Source organism: Polaribacter filamentus, assembly GCF_002943715.1.
In the GTDB taxonomy this organism is placed as follows: domain Bacteria; phylum Bacteroidota; class Bacteroidia; order Flavobacteriales; family Flavobacteriaceae; genus Polaribacter; species Polaribacter filamentus.
The window spans coordinates 1,250,352-1,272,980 of record NZ_MQUA01000013.1 but is presented as its reverse complement, the minus strand read 5'-3'; the positions used below and the strand labels follow the sequence as shown (position 1 = coordinate 1,272,980).

28 protein-coding genes and 1 pseudogene are annotated in these 22,629 nt (G+C 30.7%); 13 read left to right on the top strand and 16 right to left on the bottom strand.

Going from position 1 to position 22,629, the window contains the following annotated elements; translation table 11 throughout:
* Positions 1–66: 66 nt before the first annotated feature.
* Together BST83_RS07990 and BST83_RS07985 are read left to right on the top strand one after the other, a co-directional pair.
* The gene (locus tag BST83_RS07990; RefSeq protein WP_104809326.1) at positions 67–858 is read left to right on the top strand and encodes a metallophosphoesterase family protein; all 792 of its coding nucleotides are present in this window, start codon (positions 67–69) and stop codon (positions 856–858) included.
* A 6-nt stretch (positions 859–864) separates the two neighbouring features.
* The gene (locus BST83_RS07985; RefSeq protein WP_104809325.1) at positions 865–1,461 is read left to right on the top strand and encodes a hypothetical protein; all 597 of its coding nucleotides are present in this window, start codon (positions 865–867) and stop codon (positions 1,459–1,461) included.
* Between the two features lie 112 nt (positions 1,462–1,573).
* On the opposite strand, the gene argH is transcribed toward BST83_RS07985, so the two are convergent.
* The 11 genes from argH to BST83_RS07930 form a co-directional block, all read right to left on the bottom strand.
* Complete coding sequence (gene argH / locus BST83_RS07980; protein ID WP_104809324.1) at positions 1,574–2,851, bottom strand: argininosuccinate lyase; 1,278 nt, start codon at positions 2,849–2,851, stop codon at positions 1,574–1,576.
* Positions 2,852–2,953: 102 nt separating this feature from the next.
* On the bottom strand, positions 2,954–4,021 hold the full coding sequence (locus BST83_RS07975; RefSeq protein WP_104809323.1) for a M20 family metallo-hydrolase: 1,068 nt from the start codon (positions 4,019–4,021) through the stop codon (positions 2,954–2,956).
* A 1-nt stretch (position 4,022) separates the two neighbouring features.
* Entirely contained in the window at positions 4,023–4,799 is a 777-nt protein-coding gene (gene argB / locus BST83_RS07970) for an acetylglutamate kinase (protein WP_104809322.1), read from the bottom strand.
* Positions 4,800–4,876: 77 nt separating this feature from the next.
* Positions 4,877–5,815 (bottom strand): N-acetylornithine carbamoyltransferase, encoded by a 939-nt coding sequence (locus tag BST83_RS07965; protein WP_104809321.1) that lies wholly within the window; start codon positions 5,813–5,815, stop codon positions 4,877–4,879.
* A gap of 50 nt (positions 5,816–5,865) precedes the next feature.
* Positions 5,866–6,630 carry a glutamate 5-kinase gene (gene proB / locus BST83_RS07960; RefSeq protein ID WP_104809320.1) on the bottom strand — a complete coding sequence of 255 codons (765 nt, stop codon included), beginning with the start codon at positions 6,628–6,630 and terminating at the stop codon, positions 5,866–5,868.
* A gap of 114 nt (positions 6,631–6,744) precedes the next feature.
* Positions 6,745–7,941, bottom strand: coding sequence for a glutamate-5-semialdehyde dehydrogenase (locus BST83_RS07955; protein ID WP_104809319.1), 1,197 nt, complete (start codon positions 7,939–7,941; stop codon positions 6,745–6,747).
* A gap of 103 nt (positions 7,942–8,044) precedes the next feature.
* Positions 8,045–9,175, bottom strand: a complete 1,131-nt coding sequence (locus tag BST83_RS07950) for an aspartate aminotransferase family protein (RefSeq protein ID WP_104810823.1) — start codon at positions 9,173–9,175, stop codon at positions 8,045–8,047.
* A 4-nt stretch (positions 9,176–9,179) separates the two neighbouring features.
* Complete coding sequence (gene proC / locus BST83_RS07945; RefSeq protein WP_104809318.1) at positions 9,180–9,971, bottom strand: pyrroline-5-carboxylate reductase; 792 nt, start codon at positions 9,969–9,971, stop codon at positions 9,180–9,182.
* A 184-nt stretch (positions 9,972–10,155) separates the two neighbouring features.
* On the bottom strand, positions 10,156–11,139 hold the full coding sequence (argC, locus tag BST83_RS07940) for an N-acetyl-gamma-glutamyl-phosphate reductase (RefSeq protein WP_104809317.1): 984 nt from the start codon (positions 11,137–11,139) through the stop codon (positions 10,156–10,158).
* Between the two features lie 77 nt (positions 11,140–11,216).
* A complete protein-coding gene (locus BST83_RS07935) occupies positions 11,217–12,392 on the bottom strand; it encodes an argininosuccinate synthase (protein ID WP_104809316.1) in 1,176 nt (391 codons plus the stop codon).
* Between the two features lie 18 nt (positions 12,393–12,410).
* The gene (locus tag BST83_RS07930; RefSeq protein WP_104809315.1) at positions 12,411–12,977 is read right to left on the bottom strand and encodes a hypothetical protein; all 567 of its coding nucleotides are present in this window, start codon (positions 12,975–12,977) and stop codon (positions 12,411–12,413) included.
* 467 nt (positions 12,978–13,444) lie between these two features.
* On the opposite strand from BST83_RS07930, the gene BST83_RS07925 reads away from it, so the two are divergent.
* The 10 genes and pseudogenes from BST83_RS07925 (at position 13,445) to BST83_RS07885 (ending at position 18,792) form a co-directional block, all read left to right on the top strand.
* On the top strand, positions 13,445–13,861 hold the full coding sequence (locus BST83_RS07925; RefSeq protein ID WP_104809314.1) for a DUF2141 domain-containing protein: 417 nt from the start codon (positions 13,445–13,447) through the stop codon (positions 13,859–13,861).
* Positions 13,862–13,879: 18 nt separating this feature from the next.
* The gene (locus tag BST83_RS07920) at positions 13,880–15,205 is read left to right on the top strand and encodes a histidine kinase (RefSeq protein ID WP_367889153.1); all 1,326 of its coding nucleotides are present in this window, start codon (positions 13,880–13,882) and stop codon (positions 15,203–15,205) included.
* Between the two features lie 27 nt (positions 15,206–15,232).
* Positions 15,233–15,502 (top strand): 2TM domain-containing protein, encoded by a 270-nt coding sequence (locus BST83_RS07915; protein WP_104809313.1) that lies wholly within the window; start codon positions 15,233–15,235, stop codon positions 15,500–15,502.
* Between the two features lie 31 nt (positions 15,503–15,533).
* Positions 15,534–15,850 (top strand): annotated as a pseudogene (locus tag BST83_RS07910) (2TM domain-containing protein).
* Between the two features lie 2 nt (positions 15,851–15,852).
* Positions 15,853–16,170 carry a 2TM domain-containing protein gene (locus tag BST83_RS07905; RefSeq protein WP_104809312.1) on the top strand — a complete coding sequence of 106 codons (318 nt, stop codon included), beginning with the start codon at positions 15,853–15,855 and terminating at the stop codon, positions 16,168–16,170.
* A gap of 5 nt (positions 16,171–16,175) precedes the next feature.
* Positions 16,176–16,493 (top strand): 2TM domain-containing protein, encoded by a 318-nt coding sequence (locus tag BST83_RS07900; RefSeq protein WP_104809311.1) that lies wholly within the window; start codon positions 16,176–16,178, stop codon positions 16,491–16,493.
* Between the two features lies 1 nt (position 16,494).
* Complete coding sequence (locus tag BST83_RS07895) at positions 16,495–16,713, top strand: 2TM domain-containing protein (RefSeq protein WP_240614701.1); 219 nt, start codon at positions 16,495–16,497, stop codon at positions 16,711–16,713.
* The gene (locus BST83_RS20635; RefSeq protein ID WP_240614700.1) at positions 16,698–16,814 is read left to right on the top strand and encodes a 2TM domain-containing protein; all 117 of its coding nucleotides are present in this window, start codon (positions 16,698–16,700) and stop codon (positions 16,812–16,814) included. Before BST83_RS07895 ends, BST83_RS20635 begins: the two co-directional genes overlap by 16 nt.
* A 1-nt stretch (position 16,815) precedes the next feature.
* On the top strand, positions 16,816–17,550 hold the full coding sequence (locus BST83_RS07890; RefSeq protein WP_104809310.1) for a LytR/AlgR family response regulator transcription factor: 735 nt from the start codon (positions 16,816–16,818) through the stop codon (positions 17,548–17,550).
* 237 nt (positions 17,551–17,787) lie between these two features.
* Complete coding sequence (locus BST83_RS07885; RefSeq protein WP_104809309.1) at positions 17,788–18,792, top strand: DHH family phosphoesterase; 1,005 nt, start codon at positions 17,788–17,790, stop codon at positions 18,790–18,792.
* Positions 18,793–18,983: 191 nt separating this feature from the next.
* Here the strand turns inward: BST83_RS07885 and BST83_RS07880 are convergent, their stop codons facing one another.
* From BST83_RS07880 to BST83_RS07860, 5 genes are all read right to left on the bottom strand, one after another.
* Positions 18,984–19,148, bottom strand: coding sequence for a type II toxin-antitoxin system antitoxin (locus BST83_RS07880; RefSeq protein ID WP_104809308.1), 165 nt, complete (start codon positions 19,146–19,148; stop codon positions 18,984–18,986).
* A 1-nt stretch (position 19,149) separates the two neighbouring features.
* Positions 19,150–20,073, bottom strand: coding sequence for an alpha/beta hydrolase (locus BST83_RS07875; protein ID WP_104809307.1), 924 nt, complete (start codon positions 20,071–20,073; stop codon positions 19,150–19,152).
* Positions 20,070–20,594: a hypothetical protein gene (locus BST83_RS07870; protein ID WP_104809306.1), complete on the bottom strand. Its 525-nt coding sequence runs from the start codon at positions 20,592–20,594 to the stop codon at positions 20,070–20,072. Before BST83_RS07870 ends, BST83_RS07875 begins: the two co-directional genes overlap by 4 nt.
* Positions 20,594–20,752, bottom strand: a complete 159-nt coding sequence (locus BST83_RS07865) for a DUF4177 domain-containing protein (protein WP_104809305.1) — start codon at positions 20,750–20,752, stop codon at positions 20,594–20,596. Before BST83_RS07865 ends, BST83_RS07870 begins: the two co-directional genes overlap by 1 nt.
* Before the next feature lie 62 nt (positions 20,753–20,814).
* On the bottom strand, positions 20,815–21,675 hold the full coding sequence (locus BST83_RS07860; protein ID WP_104809304.1) for an SPFH domain-containing protein: 861 nt from the start codon (positions 21,673–21,675) through the stop codon (positions 20,815–20,817).
* Positions 21,676–21,797: 122 nt separating this feature from the next.
* Between BST83_RS07860 and BST83_RS07855 the strand changes: the two genes are divergently transcribed.
* Positions 21,798–22,580 carry a S1/P1 nuclease gene (locus tag BST83_RS07855; protein ID WP_104809303.1) on the top strand — a complete coding sequence of 261 codons (783 nt, stop codon included), beginning with the start codon at positions 21,798–21,800 and terminating at the stop codon, positions 22,578–22,580.
* Positions 22,581–22,629: the final 49 nt, after the last annotated feature.

Below are 22,629 nucleotides of genomic sequence, written 5' to 3'. Positions count from 1 at the left end.
TTCTTTTTTTTGTCGTCTATAACATAGATAGTTTTACTTCGAATTAAAAAACAGCATTAAAAATAAATGAATTTTTTAAAAATCATAACATTATTTGCTATTACAATAACGTTCACGAACTGCGACAATTTTTTTGAATATAGCGTTTATGAAGCAAATGTAAAAACAGAACAAAAAAATACGACAGCTAAAAATTTAAAATTACTAGAGAAAATTAAAATAGAATCTCAAGATTTTAAATTCGCTTTTATTACAGATACGCATTATTTTTATGATAATCTTAGAACCGTAGTTGATGATATTAATAAAAGAGATGATATTTTATTTGTAATCTTTGGCGGTGACATTGCAGATCAAGCGCTTTTAAAGGAATATGAGATTTTTTATGATATAATGCTAAACCTTAACAAGCCGTATTTAACAGTTATCGGAAATCATGATTATAATTCAAATGGAAGTATTATTTACAAAGAAATGTTTGGCGATTATAATTACTCCTTTGAGTTTAATAACAACAAGTTTGTTCTTTTTGATGATATAATTTGGGAAAGCAATAAAGATCCAGATTTTGATTGGTTATCATCAGAATTAAGTGACGGAGTAACGTTTAACCAAGTATTTGCATTTGCACATATTCCTATTGTTGTTAGCAATAATCTATCTGCTAAGATGAAAGAAACATATAGGTCAATAATGATTGAAAACAATGTTTCACTTTCTGTACACGGGCATACTCACAGTTATTTTTACGAAGAAGGAGAAGTAAGTTATTTAATCGTACCTGCCCTTAAAAATCCTACATATGGTGTCATAAATGTCAAGGATGATACTTTTAATATTGAAATCATAGAATTATAAATTGAAATGAAAATTAAAAAAATATTTTCAGTATCCGTAATACTATTATTTTTCATCAAATTATACGCACAGGAACCTAATTTAGTAAAAGACAAATCTTGGTATGTGCCAGATTATGTAAAAGTTCAATTTGCAGGAAATATTGGTCTTGTTGCTGTTGGTGCAGGTTATCAGTTATTTAATAAAGTTTTGTATACTGAGTTGTTATATGGTTTTGTACCAGAATCAGTATCAAAATCAGATGAAATACATTTAATTACCATCAAGAATACATTTCCTGTTTTTAGAAAAGAACTTGGTAAGAACTTCACAATTTCTCCAATTGCAGGTTTTGCAACAACTTATGAAATAGGTACAAATTCATTTACCACGCTTCCTAGTATTTATCCTGAAGGATATTATGTTCCAAATGCTTTTCACTTTACATTTTTTGGTGGCGCTATGGTTCATAAAGATTTTAAGGATTCAAAAATGATAAAAGGAGCTGATTTTTATTTTGAAGTAGGCACTGTAGAAACTTATTTGTGGTATGTAATTACGTCAAAAGAAGTGAGTACTAGTGATGTCTTTAGTACAAGTATTGGTATCAATTTTTATTTCTAGAAAATAAATTATTGCTGATTATTAAAAGTTAAAAACCTTGTTTACAAAATGTAAGTGAGGCTTTTTAATTTTATGTAAGTAAAATATTAAACCTAATTATAGAGAACAATAATTAGTTTTTAGGATATTTCTCACGAATCTTATCCAAAGATAAATTATGAATACTTCCCACATGGGTATGTTGTTTTCCTACATCTGGTTTGTAAGTTCCTGTTTGTACTTGACCCCCAACTTTCTGATAGGCTTCTCTAAAGCTCATGCCTTCAATTACTAAATTATTGATGCTGTCAACCGTAAATAAATACTGATATTTTTCATCATTCAAATCGATATCTTTTACAATTACTTGCTGAATTGAATAATTAAAGATGTCTAAAATATCTTTTACGTCTTCAAAAGCATTGATAATATTTTCTTTTAATAATTGAAAATCTCTGTGATAACCCGTTGGTAAATTATTCGTAATCAGTACCATTTCTGTGTGTAAAGCCTGAATTTTATTACATTTTCCACGAATTAATTCAAAAACATCCGGATTTTTCTTGTGTGGCATAATACTACTTCCTGTTGTTAATTCGTCAGGAAAAGAAATGAAATTAAAATTCTGACTCATATATAAACAAACATCCATCGCAAAACGAGACATCGTATTACACAATCCGCCTAAAGCAGAAGCAATAGAGCGTTCACTTTTTCCTCTGCTTAATTGTGCTGCAACCACATTGTATTTTAAGGTATTAAAATTTAGTTCTTTAGTCGTTAATTCTCTATCGATAGGAAACGAGCTTCCATAACCGGCCGCAGATCCTAAAGGATTCTGATCTACAACTTTAGAAACTGCATTTAACATATAAACATCATCAATTAACAACTCTGCATAGGCAGAAAACCACAATCCAAATGATGAAGGCATCGCAACTTGTAAATGCGTATAACCGGGTAATAATGCTTCTTTGTGAGTTTCAGCTAAACCTAAAAGTGTGTCAAAAAGTGTTTTCGTTTTATCAGTTATTACTGATAAATTTTCCTTGTAATAAAGCTGAAGAGCAACTAAAACTTGATCATTTCTAGAACGAGCCGTATGAATTTTCTTACCAACTTCACCTAATTTATTCGTTAACTCCCATTCAATTTTAGAATGTACATCTTCAAATGATGCTTCGATAATGAAGGTTTTATTTTCAATATCAGCAGCTAATTCTTGCAAACCTCTTTTTAAATCTTTCAATTCATCCGCAGTAATAATGCCAATAGATCCCAGCATTATAGCATGTGCTAAAGAAGCTTGTACATCATATTTTGCAATATGCATATCAATTTTTCTGTCATTACCAACAGTAAATTTTTCTATTTGTTTATCTATTGAAAATCCTTTATCCCACAACTTCATAATTTCTATATTTTTTTGTCATTGCGAAGAATGAAGCAATCTTTCTTTTTTAAAGTGAGATAACTTCATCATATCTTCCTCGTTATGACGTTTTGTTACTTTTTAAACAATTACACGATTCAACAATTCTACGTATATAATAATTCCCTCTTCAATTTCTGCAAGATAGATAAATTCATCGGCAGAATGAGAACGAGTGCTGTCTCCAGGACCTAATTTTAAAGATTTGCACGTTAAAACTGCTTGATCAGATAATGTTGGCGAACCATAGGTTTCTCTGCCCATTGCAATTCCTGCTTTTACTAAGTCGTGATCTACAGGAATAGCAGAGGAGTTTAATCGTAAACTTCTGGGAGTTATTTTTGTACAAGGTGATTTTTCTTTCAAAATGTCTGCAATTTCCTGATTAGAATAGGCATCATTTACACGAACATCAACCACCAAATCTACATGAGCAGGCACCACATTGTGTTGAGAGCCAGCAGAAATTTGAGTTACCGTCATTTTTACATCACCTAAAGCATCCGAAGTTTTATCGAATTTAAAATCTTTAAACCATTGTAAAACTTCAATCGTATTATAAATTGAATTGTTAGTATTTGGATGCGCAGCATGGCTAGGAGTGCCTGCTACAACTGCATCAAAAACAACCAAACCTTTTTCTGCAACCGCTAAATTCATTAAAGTGGGCTCGCCAACAATGGCAACATCAATACGCGGAATAATTGGTAACATACTATTTAATCCATTTTTACCGCTATTTTCTTCTTCTGCGGATGCAACAATAACTAAATTATATTTTAGATTTTTTTGCGTGTAAAAGTTTGTAAAAGTGGCAATTAAAGAAACTAAACATCCACCAGCATCATTGCTTCCTAAGCCATATAATTTTCCTTCTTCTACAATCGCTTTAAAAGGGTCTTTTGTATACGCAGAATTTGGTTTTACGGTATCGTGATGTGAGTTTAACAATAATGTTGGTTTGCTATCATCAAAATACTTGTTGGTTGCCCAAATATTATTTTTTGTCCTTTTAAACGGAATTTCATTTTCCAAAAACCATCCTTCAATAAGTTTGGCAGTGTTTTCTTCTTCTTGAGAAAATGATTGTGTTTCAATCAAATTTTTTAAAAGAGAAATTGCGTTTTCTGATAATTTTTCGATTGTCATATTATAAAGTTATAGTTGTAAAATTATCGTTTTCTTTTGTCAACATCGAAGTGTTACCCATTTTTACTTGATGAACTCCATTTTTTAAAGCATCAAAACAATTTTCTAACTTTGGCAACATTCCGTTAGCAATAATGCCGTCATTCAATAATTCTAGATACTTTTTAGAATTGATTAATTTTATCACTGAATTCGTATCACTAAAATCTTGTAAAACTCCATTTAGTTCAAAACAGTAATAAATGGATGTTTCGTAGAGTTTGCTCATTCCGATTGCAACTTGACTTGAAATGGTATCGGCATTTGTGTTTAATAATTGTCCTTTTCCATCATGTGTAATTGCACAGAAAACGGGCGTAAAATCGGCCTGAAGTAGTTTATTAATAGAATTTGAAGCAACTTCCTTTACATCACCCACAAAACCAAAATCAACCTCCTTTACAGGTCTTTTATCAGATTTAATGCTGTTAATATCTGCACCTGTTAAGCCAATTGCGTTTGTGTTTATAGCTTGCAATTTAGCCACTATATTTTTGTTGACCAATCCTCCATAAACCATGGTAATTACCTCTAAAGTTTCAGCATCTGTAATTCGCCTGCCATTCACCATTTTCGACTCAATTCCTAATTTTGAAGCCATTGCAGTTGCACGTTTTCCACCTCCATGAACAAGAATTTTCTTTCCTTCTAAATTAGAAAACAATTTTAGAAAATCATGTAAAGAAGTTTCATCTTCAATAATGTTTCCGCCAATTTTTATGATTGATAGTTTTTCCATTTTTATTGTATTGTTATTGCTAGGAACGAAGCAATCTTTTTATTAAGTAACAGATTGCTTCGCACTTCGCAATGACGTTAGTTGTTTTCTAAAATCTTCTTCAAAACCAATTGAGCTGCAAAAGTTCTATTATTTGCTTGTTCAATAACTAAAGAACCATCAGAATCTAAAACAGCATCTTCTACAATCACATTTCTTCGAACAGGCAAACAATGCATAAATTTAGCAGTTCCAATTTTCTCTTTGGTAATCATCCAATTAGGATCTGTGTTTAGTACTTTTCCGTATTCATCATAAGAACTCCAGTTTTTTGTATACACAAAATCAGCATCTTTAAAAGCTTCTTCTTGATTGTATAAAATAGCTGTATTTTTTGTGATTTCTGAGTTTAAATTATATCCTTCAGGATTTGCAATTACAAACTCAACATCCATTTTTTGCATCGCTTGCACAAAACTATTTGCAACGGCGTGTGGCAACGCTTTTACATGTGGCGCCCAACTTAAAACAACTTTTGGTCTCTTTTTTGTACTGTTTTCAGAAATTGTAATAGCATCTGTTAAACCTTGTAAAGGATGCTCAGTTGCACTTTCCATACTTATAATCGGCACAGAAGCGAATTTCACAAAAGATTTTATAACATGTTCAGATTCGTCTTTTTCTTTGTCTGTTAAAGTTGGGAAAGCTCGCACTGCAATAACATCACAATATTGAGAAACTACAGCGGCAGCTTCTTTAATATGTTCTGCAGTAGTGCCATTCATGATGGTTCCATCTTCAAATTCAATTCCCCATGCATCACCAGAAACATTCATCACAATCGGATTCATTCCTAAATTTAAAGCTGCTTTCTGTGTACTTAACCGCGTACGTAAACTCGAATTAAAAAAAAGCAAACCTATGGTTTTATTTTTGCCTAATTCTATGTTTTTTAAAGGATTTGCTTTGATTTCTTTGATTTCTTCAATCCAAGAATTGATATCGTCAATATCGTTAATCGATGTGTAATGTTTCATTCTTATTATATTTTTATACCTGTAAAGTTTTCAGAAATTTGCTTGAAAAATTATTTGATTTTGGTAAAAGGTACTTTATTTTCAAAAGCATTTGTGATAAAATGATCTTCCAAACCGTTTACAATCCAAGTTTCTATGTTTGCTTTTTTACTTAAAGCTGCGGCCTCAATTTTAGATTGCATTCCTCCACTTCCATGCGTAGATTTTAAGTTTACAACTTCTTTTAATAAATCATCAAAATTAGTAACTTCTAAAATGGTTTTAGGATCGTCATTTTTAATAGATTCTTTTGTGTAAATTCCAAATGTATTCGTAGCAATTATTAACAAATCAACCTCTAATAAAGTCGCCGTTAAAGCAGCCAATTTATCATTATCACCAAACTGAATTTCATCCGTAGCAACGGTGTCATTTTCGTTGATAATCGGAATGTAATTATTCTGTACCAAAACATTGATGGTGTTTACAATATTGACTTTACTTTGTTCTCTTTCAAAATCTGAATAAGACAGTAAACATTGCGAAGTTAACAGACCATATTCTCTAAAAATTTCTTGATAAATTCTGATTAAATGTGGCTGGCCAATCGAAGCAAGGGCTTGTTTTACAAATACTTCTTCATGTTTGCTTTCTAATTTTACAAACTGTTTTGCAACAGCAATTGCGCCAGAACTTACAATAACAAATTCGCAGGTATCTTTTAGTTTTGCAATCTGATTTGCAATATCTTCAATTTTTCCTCTAGAAATATTATTCGTTTCTTTTGTGAGTGTATTTGAACCTACTTTTAGTAAAATGCGTTTCTTTTTTTGCATTGTATTTAATTCATGTTTTGCTTTCTAATTTTCAATTTATATTGTTCTCGAAGAGTCGCGAAAGCGCAAAGTTTTTTACTGCCAACTGCGACTGAAAACTATAAATTAAAATATTTAACTTCTGATTTGTCCATTTCCATGAACATACCATTTATTAGTTACCAAATGTTGCAAACCAATGGGTCCACGTTGGTGTAACTTATCTGTACTTATTGCCAATTCCCCGCCTAAACCTAACTGACCACCATCTGTAAAACGTGTGGAAGCGTTATGATATACAGCGGCATTATCTACATTTTCCATAAATACTTTTGCAATAGCATCATTTTTTGTGATGATTACAGATGAATGACCGCCAGAATAGTTGTTAATCATTTCAATGGCAGCTTCACTGGATAAAGTTTCTCCAAGTACCATTTTGTAATCTAAAAATTCTTCAGACCAAACATCGTTTGAGGAAATTTTTTCAAGTTGATGATTTTCTGATGTTCTTTCATCACCCAAAACCTGAATTTTAAATTCATTCAATTTTGATATTAATTTGTGAATGAATTCCTTTTTATTCGGAAGATTTTCATCAATCAAAACTTTATCGACAGCATTACAAGCAGATATTTTTGATTTTCCATTGAGGATAATAGCTATTGCAATGTCTAAATCTGCTTCTATATGAACATATACAAAATTATTTCCTCGACCGCTAATAATAACCGGACAAGTAGCGTGTTTCTTTACAAAAGCAATTAATTTTTCACCACCTCTTGGCACAATTAAATCTACTTTCTGAGTTGGTTTTTCTAAAAATACTTGAGTTTCTGTTCTGTTAAATTGTAAATATTCAACCCAATTTGACGAAGCATTATATTTTTCTATAGCTTTATGCCACAATTCAACAATCTTTAAATTTGAATTTAAAGATTCTTTTCCGCCTTTTAATAAAATTTTATTTCCTGATTTAAAAGCAATTCCTGCAGCTTCCACCGTAACATCTGGTCTAGATTCGTAGATAATTAAGATCGTGCCAAAGGATGCAGTTTTATTATATACTTGCATGCCGTTTTCATGCTTAAAACTGAAACGTTCAACACCAACAGGGTCTTCTTGTGAAGCTAAATGTTTAGCCGCCGCAATCATTTCATCAACTTTTGCATCATCAACTTTTAAGCGATCATACATAGAAATATCGGTACCTTTATAAGCCTCTAAATCCTTTTTGTTGATGTTGATAAGTGCTATTCTATTTTGCTCTAAAAGGGCTGCCATTGTTAGCAAAACATTATTTCTAGTTTCTATGGATAAAAGCGTGTTCATTTTTTTTAGTATTCAGTATTCAGTTGCAGTTTTTAGTAGATCTTTAACTTTAAGCTTTTGCGACGCTGCGAGATAAATAAACTTCGCGTCTTTTGCCGTTTAATTATTCATCCAAAGCATTTACCAAAGCTTCAAAAAACTGATTGATATGTTTTTTTTGAATGGTTAACGGAGGTAAAATTCTCAATACTTTTTTATTCGATGCTCCTCCAGTAAAAATATGATACTCGTAAATTAGTTTTTTTCTTAATTCGCTCACCTCAAAATCGAATTCTAAACCAAGCATTAATCCTTTTCCTTTAATCTTTTTAATTTGAGGAATGGTTTCTGCCATTTTAAAAAAGTATTCAGAAATTGTTTGAACATTATCGATTAAAAAATCATCATGAATTACATTTAAAACTGATAATCCTGCAGCACACGCCAAATGATTTCCGCCAAAAGTGGTCCCTAACATCCCGAATTTAGCTTCAATAGTTGGATGAATTAAAATTCCGCCAATAGGAAATCCGTTTCCCATTCCTTTTGCAATCGAAATAATATCCGGAGTGACATTGTAGTGCTGAAAAGCAAAAAACTTTCCAGAACGACCATAACCAGACTGAACTTCATCAGCAATAAAAAGCGTGTTATTTGCTTTACAAAGCACATCTACTTGCTCAAAGAATTCTTTCGTTGCTTGGTCTAAACCACCAACACCTTGAATAAACTCGATAATAATAGCACAAACATCTTCTTTTTCAAGTTCAGTTTTTACGCTTTCAATATCATTTAAATCAAGAATAGTAACTTTTTGTTGTGCGTTAATTGGCGCAATAATACTTTTACTATCAGTTACTGCAACAGCCGCAGAAGTTCGCCCGTGAAATCCGTTTTTAAAAGCAATGACTCTTGATTTTTCGGTTTTAAAAGAAGCTAATTTTAAAGCATTTTCATTTGCTTCTGCACCAGAATTACATAAAAAAAGTTCGTAGCCTTTACAACCAGAAACTGCTTCTAATCTGTCTGCTAATTCCTCTTGCAAAGGATTCTGAATGGCATTTGAATAAAAACCTAATTTTGCAACTTGATTCGTAATTGCTTCTACATATTTTGGATGTGCATGTCCGATAGAAATTACAGCATGACCTCCGTACAAATCTAAGTATTCTATTCCTTTTTCATCATAAACATATACATCTTTTGCTGAAACCGGGGTGATATTATATAGCGGATAAACGTTGAATAATGACATTTTTTTATTTTTTAATTTGATTGATTTTATCAAATGATTTATTAATTCCTTTAATTAAAGAAGAGCTTAAACCTTGGTGTTCCATTTCGTTTAAACCTTCTATAGTACAGCCTCCAGGAGTGGTAACTCTGTCTATTTCTGCCTCTGGATGATTGCCTGATTCTTTTAATAAACTGGCAGCTCCAAAACAAGTTTGCATTGCTAAAACATGTGCTTCATGCGCTTCAAAACCCAGCTGAATTGCGCCTTGCGTTGTTGCACGAATTAAGCGCATCCAAAAAGCAATTCCGCTAGCACAAATAACCGTTGCAGCTTGCAATTGTTCTTCGGGTATCTCCATAGTTTGTCCTAAACTATTAAAAATAGTTTTAGCCAATGCTATTTTTTCTTTCCCTTTTTCATTTGCAGAAATACAGGTCATCGATTGCCCAACCGATGCAGCCGTATTTGGCATTGAGCGAATAATAAATTGATCTTTACCAACAATAGCTTCAATTTTTGAAATAGAAAATCCGGTGATTACAGAAATTAACACATGATTTTTAGTTAGAAACGGTTTTAAATTTTCTAAAATATTTTCAAAATGTCTTGGTTGAACCGCAAAAATTAAAATATCAGCATTTGTAACAGCTTCTCCATTATCCGAAGTTAAAATTACTTCCTTAGAATCCTCAAAACTTTTGATAGAACTTGTATTTCTCTTTGCTAAATAAAGCGATTTTACAACTTTATTTTTCAAAAGACCTTTTGCGATCGATTGTCCTAAACTTCCGGCACCAATTATTGCTACTTTCATAATTTATTATTTTTGGGCGTTACCTAAAAGTCGCGCTTTACACTGTATCTTTTTTTTCGTTCCTCCAAAAAGGATGTCGCTTCAATCGCTAACGCGGGCTCGTAAATAATCAATAACCATTTTCTTACTATTATAATTACGAGGCAATCCTTTGGGAAATAAATCTTTGGCTATCGCCCTGCGATTAAAAATAATTCGCTTTTAAATTCAAACCTAACGTTTCTTCAAAGCCATACATTAAATTCATATTCTGAATTGCCTGACCAGAAGCTCCTTTTAATAAATTATCTATTGTACTAGTAATTAATAATTTATTAGTATGTTTTGCTAAATGAATCAAACATTTATTGGTGTTTACGACTTGTTTCATATGAATATCAACATCAGAAACAAACGTAAAAGCGGCGTCTTTATAATACTCTTTGTACATTTTTTTAGCAGCTTCAATTGAACCATCAAACTTTGTGTACGTAGTTGCAAAAATTCCTCTTGAAAAATTACCTCTATTCGGAACAAAATTAATTTCGGATTTAAAATCAGTTTGTAATTGATTTACAGTTTGATTAATTTCTCCTAGATGCTGATGATTAAATGCTTTATAATTAGAAAAATTATTATCTCTCCACGTAAAATGAGTCGTTTCAGATAAAGAAGTTCCTGCGCCAGTTGCACCAGTAACGGCATTAATATGAACATCATTTTGTAACAAACCATTTGCTGCTAAAGGTAAAATAGCCAATTGCAAAGCCGTTGCAAAACAACCCGGATTTGCAATATGTGTTGCTAATTTTATAGCTTCTTTATCCAATTCTGGTAAACCGTACACAAACTCCTTTCCTTCAAAATTTTTATCAGCAGTTAACCTAAAATCATTACTTAAATCAATGATTTTTGTGTTCTCAGAAAAAGGAGTTTTTGCTAAAAAAGCAGTCGAATTTCCATGACCTAAACATAAAAATAAAATATCCACTTCGGTATTGATTTCATTGGTGAAATTAATTTCTGTATCACCAATTAAATCCTGATGCACTTTATATAATTTGTTGCCACCATTCGAAGTGCTGTACACAAAATTAATGTTCGTTTCAGGATGATGTAACAATAATCTAATTAATTCTCCAGCTGTATAACCTGCGCCACCGATAATTCCTATTTCTAAATTCTTCATATTTAAAAAGTGTATATGTTTAATTGTTTAAACGGGTAAGTGTCAGTTACACGATTAAACAATTACACAATTCAACATTATTTATTTACTTGCTGGTATATTTTATTTTGATTTCCTAAAATTTTGATAAATCCTTTGGCATCATCCGCAGTCCAAGCCTTGTTTTCTTCGCCATACGTGCTAAATTCACTAGACATTAAATCGTGTTTAGAAACAATACCATCCAAAGAAAAATGATACGGTTTTAGAGTAACAATTACATCGCCTGAAACCATTTTTTGAGAGCTTTGTAAAAAAGCTTCCGTATCTCTCATTACGGGATCTAAATATTGACCTTCGTGCAAATGCATTCCGTAGAAACTAGACAAATATTCTTTGTGTTGCAATTGCCATTTTGTTAACGTGTGCTTTTCTAACAAATGATGTGCTTTTATGGTAATTAATGCAGCAGCAGCTTCAAAACCAACTCTTCCTTTTGTGCCAACAATGGTATCACCAACATGAATATCTCTACCAATTGCATATTTTGATGCAATATCGTTTAGTTTTTCAATATTGATTTCAGGTTTGTTTTCTGCACCATTAAAAGCAACAAATTCGCCATTTTTAAAAGTCAACGTTACTTTTTCTTCATCTTCTTTTACTAATTGAGAAGGATATGCTTCACTAGGTAAAGGAAGTTCTGACTTTAAAGTTTCAACACCTCCAACACTTGTTCCCCATAAACCTTTGTTTACAGAATATTTAGATTTCTCCCAAGACATGTCAATTCCTTCGGATTTTAAATACTCAATTTCCTCTTGTCGGGTTAATTTTTGGTCTCTAATTGGCGTGATAATTTTGATATTTGGCGCTAAGGTTTGAAAAATCATATCAAAACGTACTTGATCATTTCCTGCACCTGTGCTTCCGTGCGCAATATATTCTGCATCAATACTTTTTGCATATTCAACAATTTCAATAGCCTGAATAATTCTTTCTGCACTTACAGAAAGTGGATATGAATTATTTTTTAAAACATTACCAAAGATTAAATATTTTACAACTTTTTGATAAAAAGTGGTAACGGCATCAATATTTTTATACGTAGAAACACCCATTTTATAGGCATTACTTTCAATGTTTTTTATTTCTTCTTTAGAGAATCCGCCTGTGTTAACGCTAACTGCGTGCACTTCATATTCTTTTGATAAACTTACGGCACAATAAGAGGTGTCTAAACCTCCGCTATATGCAATTACTAATTTTTTCATTTTATTTATGCAAATTATTTATTTCAATTTTCTTATTTCAGCCTCAAAACACGGGTTTACAAAATACTTGTAACTTAACTCGTCTCTTAATTTGCCTAATTTTTCTAGTTCTTCAACTAATACTTTAGACATTTGAGCCAGGGTAATATGTGTCATACCTAACAATTGGTTATAATGATGCACTTTTGGAGTTTGTGCAATAGAAATCATAAAACTTTCTGTAAATAACTCTGTCATTCTGCTCATTAATAACAACCCGAGATTGTAATTTCTAAAATCACGATTTACCCATAGACAAGAGCGTTCAAAAACAGAATATCCTCTAACAAGATGCTCATGTGCAAAAATATGCCCATAAATTATATTGTCTTTTATCAATATAAAACAACCATTTTCTATACGTTTTCTTAATAAATCTAAACTTACATAAAATAAAGTAGGCAGTTCTTTAGATCTTTCAGAAATAATTTCTAATTTTTTTTCTGGCAATTTGTAGACAAGTTCTATTTCTATTCCCTCTTGCGCACAATACATTTCTGCCTTTTCTACAACAATTAAAAAATCTGTATTCAATAATATATCCATTTTATTTTATGTCTTTAAAAGACACAGTTTTATTCTATCTAAAAAATAGAAATTAATAACATTTATTTTTATAAAAACGAAAGATTGAAAGTGAATTACTTTCTAAAATTGAATAGCCCCTTAGGGACGCATTATAGGAAAATGCACAGCGACTGTTTTAGTTTGTTCTACTAAAACAAGAGAGATAAGAGATATGTTGTTTTCTGTTTTCACTGAATAACTACCTTAACTATTAACTCTAAATCGTCGGCGAAAGCCCCTTTCGTTAATACAAGCCGCGAAATTACAATTTATTGTGAATTAAACAACATTTATAACTCAAAAAAAATGTTTCAAGTATTATTATTATTATTATTATTACAAATTACAATTCATCCTTTAAAAATTACAATTCGGTATTCTTTACTTTTAAAATTTGTAGTTCTGTTGCAAATTTGTACTATAATTAATCATAAAAAATAAACAACATGAAATTTTTAGTAGCAAGTTTAGTAACAGCAGTTTTATTTATTTCTCACACAATAACTGCACAAGAAAATGTAAGTATTACCGCAACAGTTGTAAATGCAACCTCGGATGTGGGAAAAGTAAGTTTTGCTTTATATGATAAAGAGAACTTTAGAATGAAGCCTTTACAAGCCGTTTCATCAGAAATTAAAGAGGGAAAAAGTGTAGTAATTTTTACGGATATTCCAAGTGGTGAATATTCAATTATTTGTTTTCATGATAAAAATGAGAATAATAAAATGGATTTTGCTCCAAATGGTATGCCCTTAGAAAGTTACGGAGCTTCTAATAATGTGATGAACTTTGGACCACCAAAATATGAAGATGCAAAATTTGTGGTTACCAATATAAATGTATCTTTAGAGATTAAATTTTAGTAAAAAATAATATTGAATATGAATTCTAATAGCAGTGTAGCCAAAAGACAGTTTAAAGAAGGAGTAATCGTTAGTCTAAAAATTACGCTCATCTTTGCGTTATTATTCACATTAATTAATCAAAATTTTTCTTTAAAAGCTATTGGTTATACGCTCTTAATATCTGCAATGTATTCTTTTGGATTAGGGTTTATACAGGGCATTATTAATGATTCTTTAAGTAATAAATGGGATTGGATCGAGCATACGAACACTAGGATTTGGGCAGGTATTGTCACCACAGTCTTATATACAGTTCCTGCTGTTTTACTTATAGATTATGTGAATTTTATTGTAATTTCTGGTCATAATATAGATCGTTTTTTTACAGGAGCATATCTTTGGCAACACATTTTTTATATCATTCTCTCTTTTGGAGTCTCTGCATTTTTACATGCAAGAGGATTTATGATGCAATGGAAGAATTCTGTAAAACAAGAAAGTACAAAACAAGAAATTGTAGCCAAAACAGAAACAGCAAAGTTTGAATCTTTAAAGAATCAATTAGATCCGCATTTTCTATTTAATAGCTTAAATGTATTAACGAGTTTAATTGGTGAGAATCCTTTGCAAGCAGAAAGATTTACAACAAAATTATCTAAAGTTTACAGATATGTTTTAGAACAAAGAAATAAAGATTTAGTGCCAATTGAAGAAGAGTTAAAGTTTGCAAAAACCTATATGGAGTTGTTGGGAATGCGTTTTGAAGATGCTGTTAAATTTAATATTCCAGATTCAATCAGCAATGATGCATTAAAAATTGTACCACTTTCTTTACAGCTTTTGTTAGAGAATGCAGTAAAGCACAACGTCGTTTCGTCTTCGAAACCATTAACGATAAATATCTATGAAGAAGGTAATTATTTAATCATAGAAAACACCATTAACCCGAAAGAAGCAATCGGGAAAAGCACCAAGGTTGGTTTGCAAAATATTGCTGATAGGTATGGGTTAATTACAGATAAAGGTGTTAAAATAGCAAACAATAACAAAACATTTAAGGTGAGTTTACCTCTCTTATATAAAATGAATAATATGATGTATACAGACGATTTAGAGAACAGTAAATATGTAAGAGCAGTAGAAAAGGTAGAGAAATTAAAAGAATTTTATCAAAACTTGGCCTCTTATTGTATCGTAATTCCGTTTTTAATTTTCATCAATTTAAGGTTTTCACCTGGTTTTTATTGGTTTTGGTTTCCAATATTTGGATGGGGAATGGGGTTGGCTTTTCATTTCTTAGAAGTAAATAATTATAATATTTTCCTGGGAAAAACTGGGAAGATAGAAAGATTAAAGAAATAATGAAAGAGGATAAAAACTAGAAATAATATGGAACAAGAATTTACAACAGCGCAAAAATACGTACTAGCAAAAAAGCGAGTAGAAAAAATAAAGGGGTTTTACACACATCTAACTATTTACTGTTTTGTGATACCAATTATCATTTTTGCAAATCTAAAATTTGAACCACATTTTCATTGGTTTTGGTTTTCTTTACTTGGGTGGGGAATCGGTGTTATAGTTCATTGGTTATCTGTTTTTGGATTTAATTTATTAGGTTTCGGTAAAAACTGGGAAGACAGAAAGATTAAAAAATAATGGAAGAACAACCTAAAGAAATATAATAATTATGGATAATATGTTTAGACAAAAAGATAGTTTTATAAGGGCTAAAAAGAGAGTGAAAGCAATTAAAGGATTTTATATTCACCTATTTGTTTACATTTTAGTAAACATTTTTATAAGTGGAATTATCATATTTGGATTAATGAAAAGTGGTTATAGTTTTGAAGATGCTTTTTCTCATTTTGGAGTATATTCTACTTTGGTTTTCTGGGAATAGGAATGTTTTTTCACTGGTTAGGGGTTTTTGGATCTACCGTATTCTTTGGTAAAAATTGGGAGCGGAAGCAGCTAGAAAAATATATGGACAACACTAAATTTTAATAATGAAACCAGACAATTATTTACAAGAACAAAAGTACATTAGAGCTAAAAAAAGAGTAGAAGAATTAAAAGGATATTATTGGCATTTAGCTGTTTATATTGTTATAAATCTATTTTTAAGCGGTGCTCAAGTTGTAGACGGAATTTCTGAAGATAAATCCTTTATAGAAATATTTTCTGATCTTGGTATTTATGGAGTTTGGATTATGTGGGGAATCGGTTTGGTCTTTCACACACTAAAAGTTTTTGGATTTCCTTTTTTTATGGGAAAAAACTGGGAAGAGCGTAAAATAAAAGAATACATGAATAATAAAAGATAATTTATATGGAATCTACTATTAAAAAGAGCACCTATAAACAAGCAGAAAAAAGAGTAAAAAGAATTAGAGATTTTTACAATCATTTACAAATATTTGTAATTATAATGGCACCTATTTTATTATTTTCTAATGCTATAATTGGTTTTTTTGAAAGCTATATTGATAATGGAAATACTTTAGAATGGGTAAAAGTAAATATTTGGATAAATACATTATTGTGGTTTATTGGTGTCGCTATTCATGGTCTTTTTGTTTTTAAGGTTAACCTTATAGACAAATGGGAAAAGAACAAAGTAGCTGAATTTATGAATAGAAAGGATTAAAATGATGGAACAGAACACGCAATCAGAAAAATACGCAAGAGCTCAAAAGAGATTCACTGAAATTAAAAAGTTTTACAAACATTTAGCTTTTTATCTACTGATTAATTTTTTATTTATAGGGAGAAGAATATATAGCGACATTTCACACGGAGATTCTTTTTTAGAAGCATTTACAGACATCGATAACTATAATTTTTTCTTTTGGTGGGCGTCTTTTTAGTATTTCATGCGGCAAAAGTATTTGGTTTTCCAAACTTATTTAATAAAGATTGGGAAGAGAGAAAGGTTAAAGAGTATATGAATAAAAAGGATTTAAATTAGGATGACTGTAATTATTATAGAAGACGAAAAACCGGCAGCAAGAAGGCTTAACAGAATGTTACTAGCGCTCGGGATAGAAGCTAAAACAATGTTGCATTCTGTAGAAGAATCTTTAAACTGGTTACAGAACAACGAACATCCAGATTTAATATTTTTAGACATTCAGCTTTCTGATGGATTGTCTTTTGATATTTTTGAAGAAATTGAAGTAAAATCTGCCGTTATTTTTACAACGGCTTATGATGAATATGCGCTAAAAGCTTTTAAACTAAATAGTATCGATTATTTACTAAAACCTTTAGATGAAGATGAACTTAAAGTTGCGGTAGATAAGTTTAAAGAACATCAGCCAAAACAAACTGATATTCGTAAATTATTGGTGAATCCTGTGGATTGTAAATTCAAAAAAAGACTGACCATTAAAATCGGACAGCATATAAAAATCATTCATATAGACGAAATTGAATGTTTCTATAGTGAGCACAAATCTACGTATATTCATACCAAAGAAAACAGAAATTACCTCATAGATAATTCTTTAGAATATTGGCATGATCAATTAAATCCAGAACATTTTTTTAGAGTGAACCGTACTTTTATTGTGCATATAAATGCAATAAAAGACATCATTGCCTATTCTAATTCTCGTTTAAAATTAGTGTTACATTCTTATACCGAAACCGAAATAATTGTAAGTAGAGAGCGTGTTAAGTATTTTAAGAATTGGATTGATTGACGCAATCAATTTTTATATTCTAGTTTGTTTTTCAATTTTGGGGATAAAAGAAGACAATGCCTGCTCACTATATCAGTAAAAGCAATAAGTTTTTAAAATAGTTCCCAACAATCTTCTAATAATTTAAAATCCGTTAAACTCTAATTACTTCCTTCTTCACCTCAATAATTAACCTAACTTCGCACTTTCTTAAAAAGATACAATTGCTAACGTATTTGCAATTGAAAAACACACTACATGAATATTTATAAACAAATTGAAGCAGAAATTCAAGCTGCTTCTCATATCGTTATTACAGCACACAAATCTGCAGACGGAGATTCAATTGGTTCATCTTTAGGCTTGCTTTATTTTATAGAAAAGTTAGGTAAAAAAGCGGTTGTTTGTCATCCAGACAAAGCTCCTGATTTTTTAGGTTGGTTAGATACTTCGTCAATTATTTTAATGGATGAAAATCCTGGAGAAGTTACCTTACAAATCCAAAAAGCAGATTTAATTTTCTGTTTAGATTACAATGCAACCAATAGAGTAGGGCCAGAAATGCAAGTTTTGTTAGAAGAAGCAACTTGTAAAAAAATAATGATAGATCACCATTTAAATCCTGAGGAATTTTCTACAATAACGGTTTCTGAAACATCAGCCTCATCAACATCACAATTAATTGTAGATTTAATAGAGCAATCTGGACATTTAGATTTGTTAGATGAAAAAATAGGAACGCCTTTGTATTTAGGGATTTTAACAGATACAGGGAGTTTTAGATTCAATTCTGTAAAACCAAGAACGCACGAGGTTTTGGCTAAAATTTTAGCAGCTGGAGTAGAACATCATTTAATTCACGAAAAATTAAGCGATACTAATACAGAAACTCGTTTGCGTTTGCAAGGGTATGCAATGAGCGAAAAATTAGAAATTTTATACGATTATAATGTGGCTATTATTTCTTTATCAAAAGAAGAATTAGCAAAATATCAGTATAAGAAAGGAGATACAGATAGTTTAGCAAACTTGGTTTTATCAATAAAAGGAATGAAAGCTGCGATTGTATTTACAGAAAGAAACGGAATTATGAAAATTTCTTTCCGTTCTAAAGGTGCAGAAAATGCGGTAAATGTTTTAGCAAAAGAACATTTTAATGGGGGAGGTCATGCAAATGCTTCTGGCGGAATGAGTGATTTATCAGTTAGTGAAACTTTAGAAAAATTAAAAGTATTGATTCCTGAGTATTTTCCAAAAGGATAAGAATTGTATTTAAAAAATCATTAATATCTAATAAAAAACTAAAGACTGCTTCGGTTTAAGAAACAAGAAACAAGAAACAAGAAGGATGAGTTGTTTCTAACTATTTAATAATAGATGTAATTTAAAATAAAAAAGGTGCTGACTTTATCGTAAAGTCAGCACCTTTTTTTATGTACATAGAGTGTTAAAACCTATTCTTCTTTCTTTTTAGGTTCTCTTTTTTCGTCTTTAAGCGCTTGCATTAGCATCCATTCTATTTGTCCGTTTGTAGAACGAAACTCATCTGCAGCCCATTTTTCAATGGCTTTCATCATATCTTCATTTATGCGCAATGCAAAAGCTTTTTTCTTTGCCATGTTATTTCTTTACAAATTCAACAATGGTTTTTATTAGTTTTTCTGATATAGGAAAATCAGGAGAAAAATAAGAAGTCATATTGTCTTCCTCTTTTTCTATGTTTTTTAAAACATGATTCATATTTTTAATGATTACCAATTCTGCATTTGGTTTTGCATTTTTCAAGTTTTCTGCATCTTCAATTTTAACTTGTAAATCTTTATCTCCATTTATAATTAAAGTAGGAATCGTAATTTTTTTAATTTCTTCTGTAGGATTTATTTGCATCCATTCGTGTAAAAATTCTTGATTTTGTTTTGCAAAAATATTCATCAAAAACGGATTTACGGTTTCAATTTTTCCTTTTGCTTTTAAAGTGTCAAATTGTTTTTGAGCAGCTTCTCCTAAAGTAAGATTATTTTTACTAATTTGTTTAACAATTGTTTTATCAATCGTTTCTCCTGCACCTGCAAGAGAAATATATTTATCAATATTTTTTGAAGCTAACATAGCAATTAAAGAACCCTGGCTATGACCAACTAAAGTAATTTTTGTAAAACGGTTGTCTTTTTTAAAATGATTTACAATTAAATCAATATCTAAAGCAAAATCAGTAAATTTTGTATCTTTTAAATACGCACTATTATTTTTAGTAGCAGTTCTTTTATCAAAACTAAAAAAAGCAATATTTTCTTTATTTACAGCATCTCTAAACTGTTTAATATAGTTTGCGTTTACATTTTGTGCTGGTTGATTTCCGTTTCTATCTACTGGGCCAGAACCATGAACCCAAATAATTAAAGGCACTTTTTCCTGAGAATACGTTAGAGTTCCAGGAAGCTGAATTGCTTGATTGTTAATTGTAATTTCTTCGGATTTTATTTGTGCAAAAGAAATTATAATTCCGAAAACCGAAACGATTACATAAGAGATAATTCGTATCATACTATTTTATTTTGGTAGGTTTCTAAAACACTTTTTGCTTCGGTTTGTTTTTGTGTTCCTATTAATAATTTTTGCCCGTTTTTAAATTCAAGTTGAATTCCAATATCACCAGAAACATTCAGTGCTTTTCCTTTGCCTTTGTTTCCAAAAAAACCACTTCTAAAACCCCAACCACCAAATTCCGAAAGCGGAAGGTAAGTTCTCACTTTTGCAGCTTTTAGTTCTGACCAGTTAATAGTTTTTAAAGAAAAATGAATAGGAAAAAACTGATAATGAATCCCAATTTCATCAATTTTAGTTGTTAATTTAAACAGGAAAATTAGGATTGAAAAGCACAACATTACAAAGGTGAAAAACAGCAATCCTCCGTCAGACATTGGTTTATCTCCAAAAGGTTGATTTAAAAATAGTTGCTGTATAATTCCGTAAACGCCAAAACAAAGAGGTCCAATAAGAGCAATTATCAGAATAATAATCATCCAACTTTGCGTAAAACGTTGTTCTTCTTTAAATACTTTCATTATCTATTTTTATCTCTTTCAAAAACGACGCTTGTCCAAGTTTGGTTAATATTAACGACCTTCCAACCTTCTCGCGCATATTGATTTAACTCATCTTCAAAATTTTGCATCCTATTTCTAAAACCTAATTTTGGAGTAACTATTCTATATTCTTTCATCTTCTATTTATTTTTTCTATTTAGTGCGGGTATTCTGCTGTAAGGGAAATTATGAATGGATTTTAATGACTTAAAGTACCTGTATTTACAACAGGCGAAGCTTCTTTATCACCACATAAAATAACTAATAAATTGCTAACCATTGCAGCTTTTCGTTCATCATCAAGTTCAACAATTTGTCTTTTACTTAGTTCATTTAACGCCATTTCTACCATCTCCACAGCACCTTGTACAATTTTATGTCTTGCAGCTACAATTGCAGTTGCTTGTTGTCTTTTAAGCATGGCGCTTGCAATTTCTTGAGCGTATGCTAAATAACCAATTCTTGCTTCTAAAACTTCGATTCCTGCAATCGATAAACGTTCATCAATTTCTTTTTCTAAAGCTTCCGAAACTTCATTTACACTAGAACGCAACGTAATATCTTCATCAGAACCTTCATCAGCAAAATTATCATAAGGATACATACTTGCTAATTTTCTAACGGCAGCATCTGTTTGTACACGTACAAAATTCTCGTAATTATCAACATCAAAAGCCGCTTTATATGTGTTTGTAACCCTCCAAACTAAAATGGTAGAAATCATTATTGGATTTCCAAGTTTGTCATTTACTTTTAAACGTTCACTATCAAAATTGCTCGCTCTTAAAGAAATTGCTTTTTTTCCGTACAAAGGATTTGCCCAATACAAACCATTTTCTTTTATGGTTCCTACATATTTACCAAAAAGTAAAATTACTTTTGACGTATTCGGATTCACTAAAATAAAGCCAAAAAAACCAAAGAAACCTATGGCTGAGGCTAAAAGAAAAACAGGGGTTTCGCTAATTATAGACATTGTTATTCCGCCAAAGAATAAAAGTAAAACTACTAATAACATTAAATAACCATTTGCAGGTTTGATAATTTTTTCTGATTTCATCGATGTTTAGTTTAAATTGATATTATATTGATATCACGAAGATATAATATTATTTTTAATAATAACAAATTTTTACGTAATTTTTTTATACTTTAGCTGAAAATTAATTTCAAAATATTCAAATGAATTTCAAAATCCTTTTATTGATTCCTTTTCTTTTCTTTATGAAATCTTCTTCGGATGAAGCTGTGTTTTGGGGAAAAAACGGACATAGAGTTATCGGTAAAATAGCCGAAAAACATCTTACGAGAAAAACTAAAAAATGTGTTGATAAAATACTAAAAGGGCAAAGTTTAGCTTTTGTTTCCACGTTTGCAGATGAAATAAAATCTGATAGAAAATATAGTGAATATTATCCGATGCATTATGTAAATATGGATTTGGATCAAACGTACGAGCAGGCAGAAAAGAATCCAGAAGGAGATTTAGTAACAGGTATTCATAAATGTATTGCTATTTTAAAAGATAAAAATAGTACTGAAGAAGCGCAAAATTTTTATTTAAAAATGTTAATTCATTTTATTGGCGATTTACATCAACCGATGCATATTGGCCAAAAGGAAGATAAAGGTGGTAATAGTATACAAGTTCAGTGGTTTGGTAATGGTACAAACTTGCACAGTGTTTGGGATAGTAAAATGATTGATGATTGGGAAATGAGTTATGTAGAATTGGCTGAAAATGCAGACTATTTATCAAAAAAACAAATTGAAGCCATTGAAAAAGGTACTATTATTGAGTGGGTAAATGAAGTACATATAATTACAAAAGAAGTTTATAATTCAGTAAAAGTAGGAGAAAATTTAAAATATAATTATTCTTATGATCACTTCGGGACCGTAAGAACACAATTACAAAGAGGCGGAATTCGTTTGGCAAGATTGCTGAATGAAATTTATGATTAACTAGTTGTAAAATAGATTTTTAAAACCTCATAAACTAGTTTTATGAGGT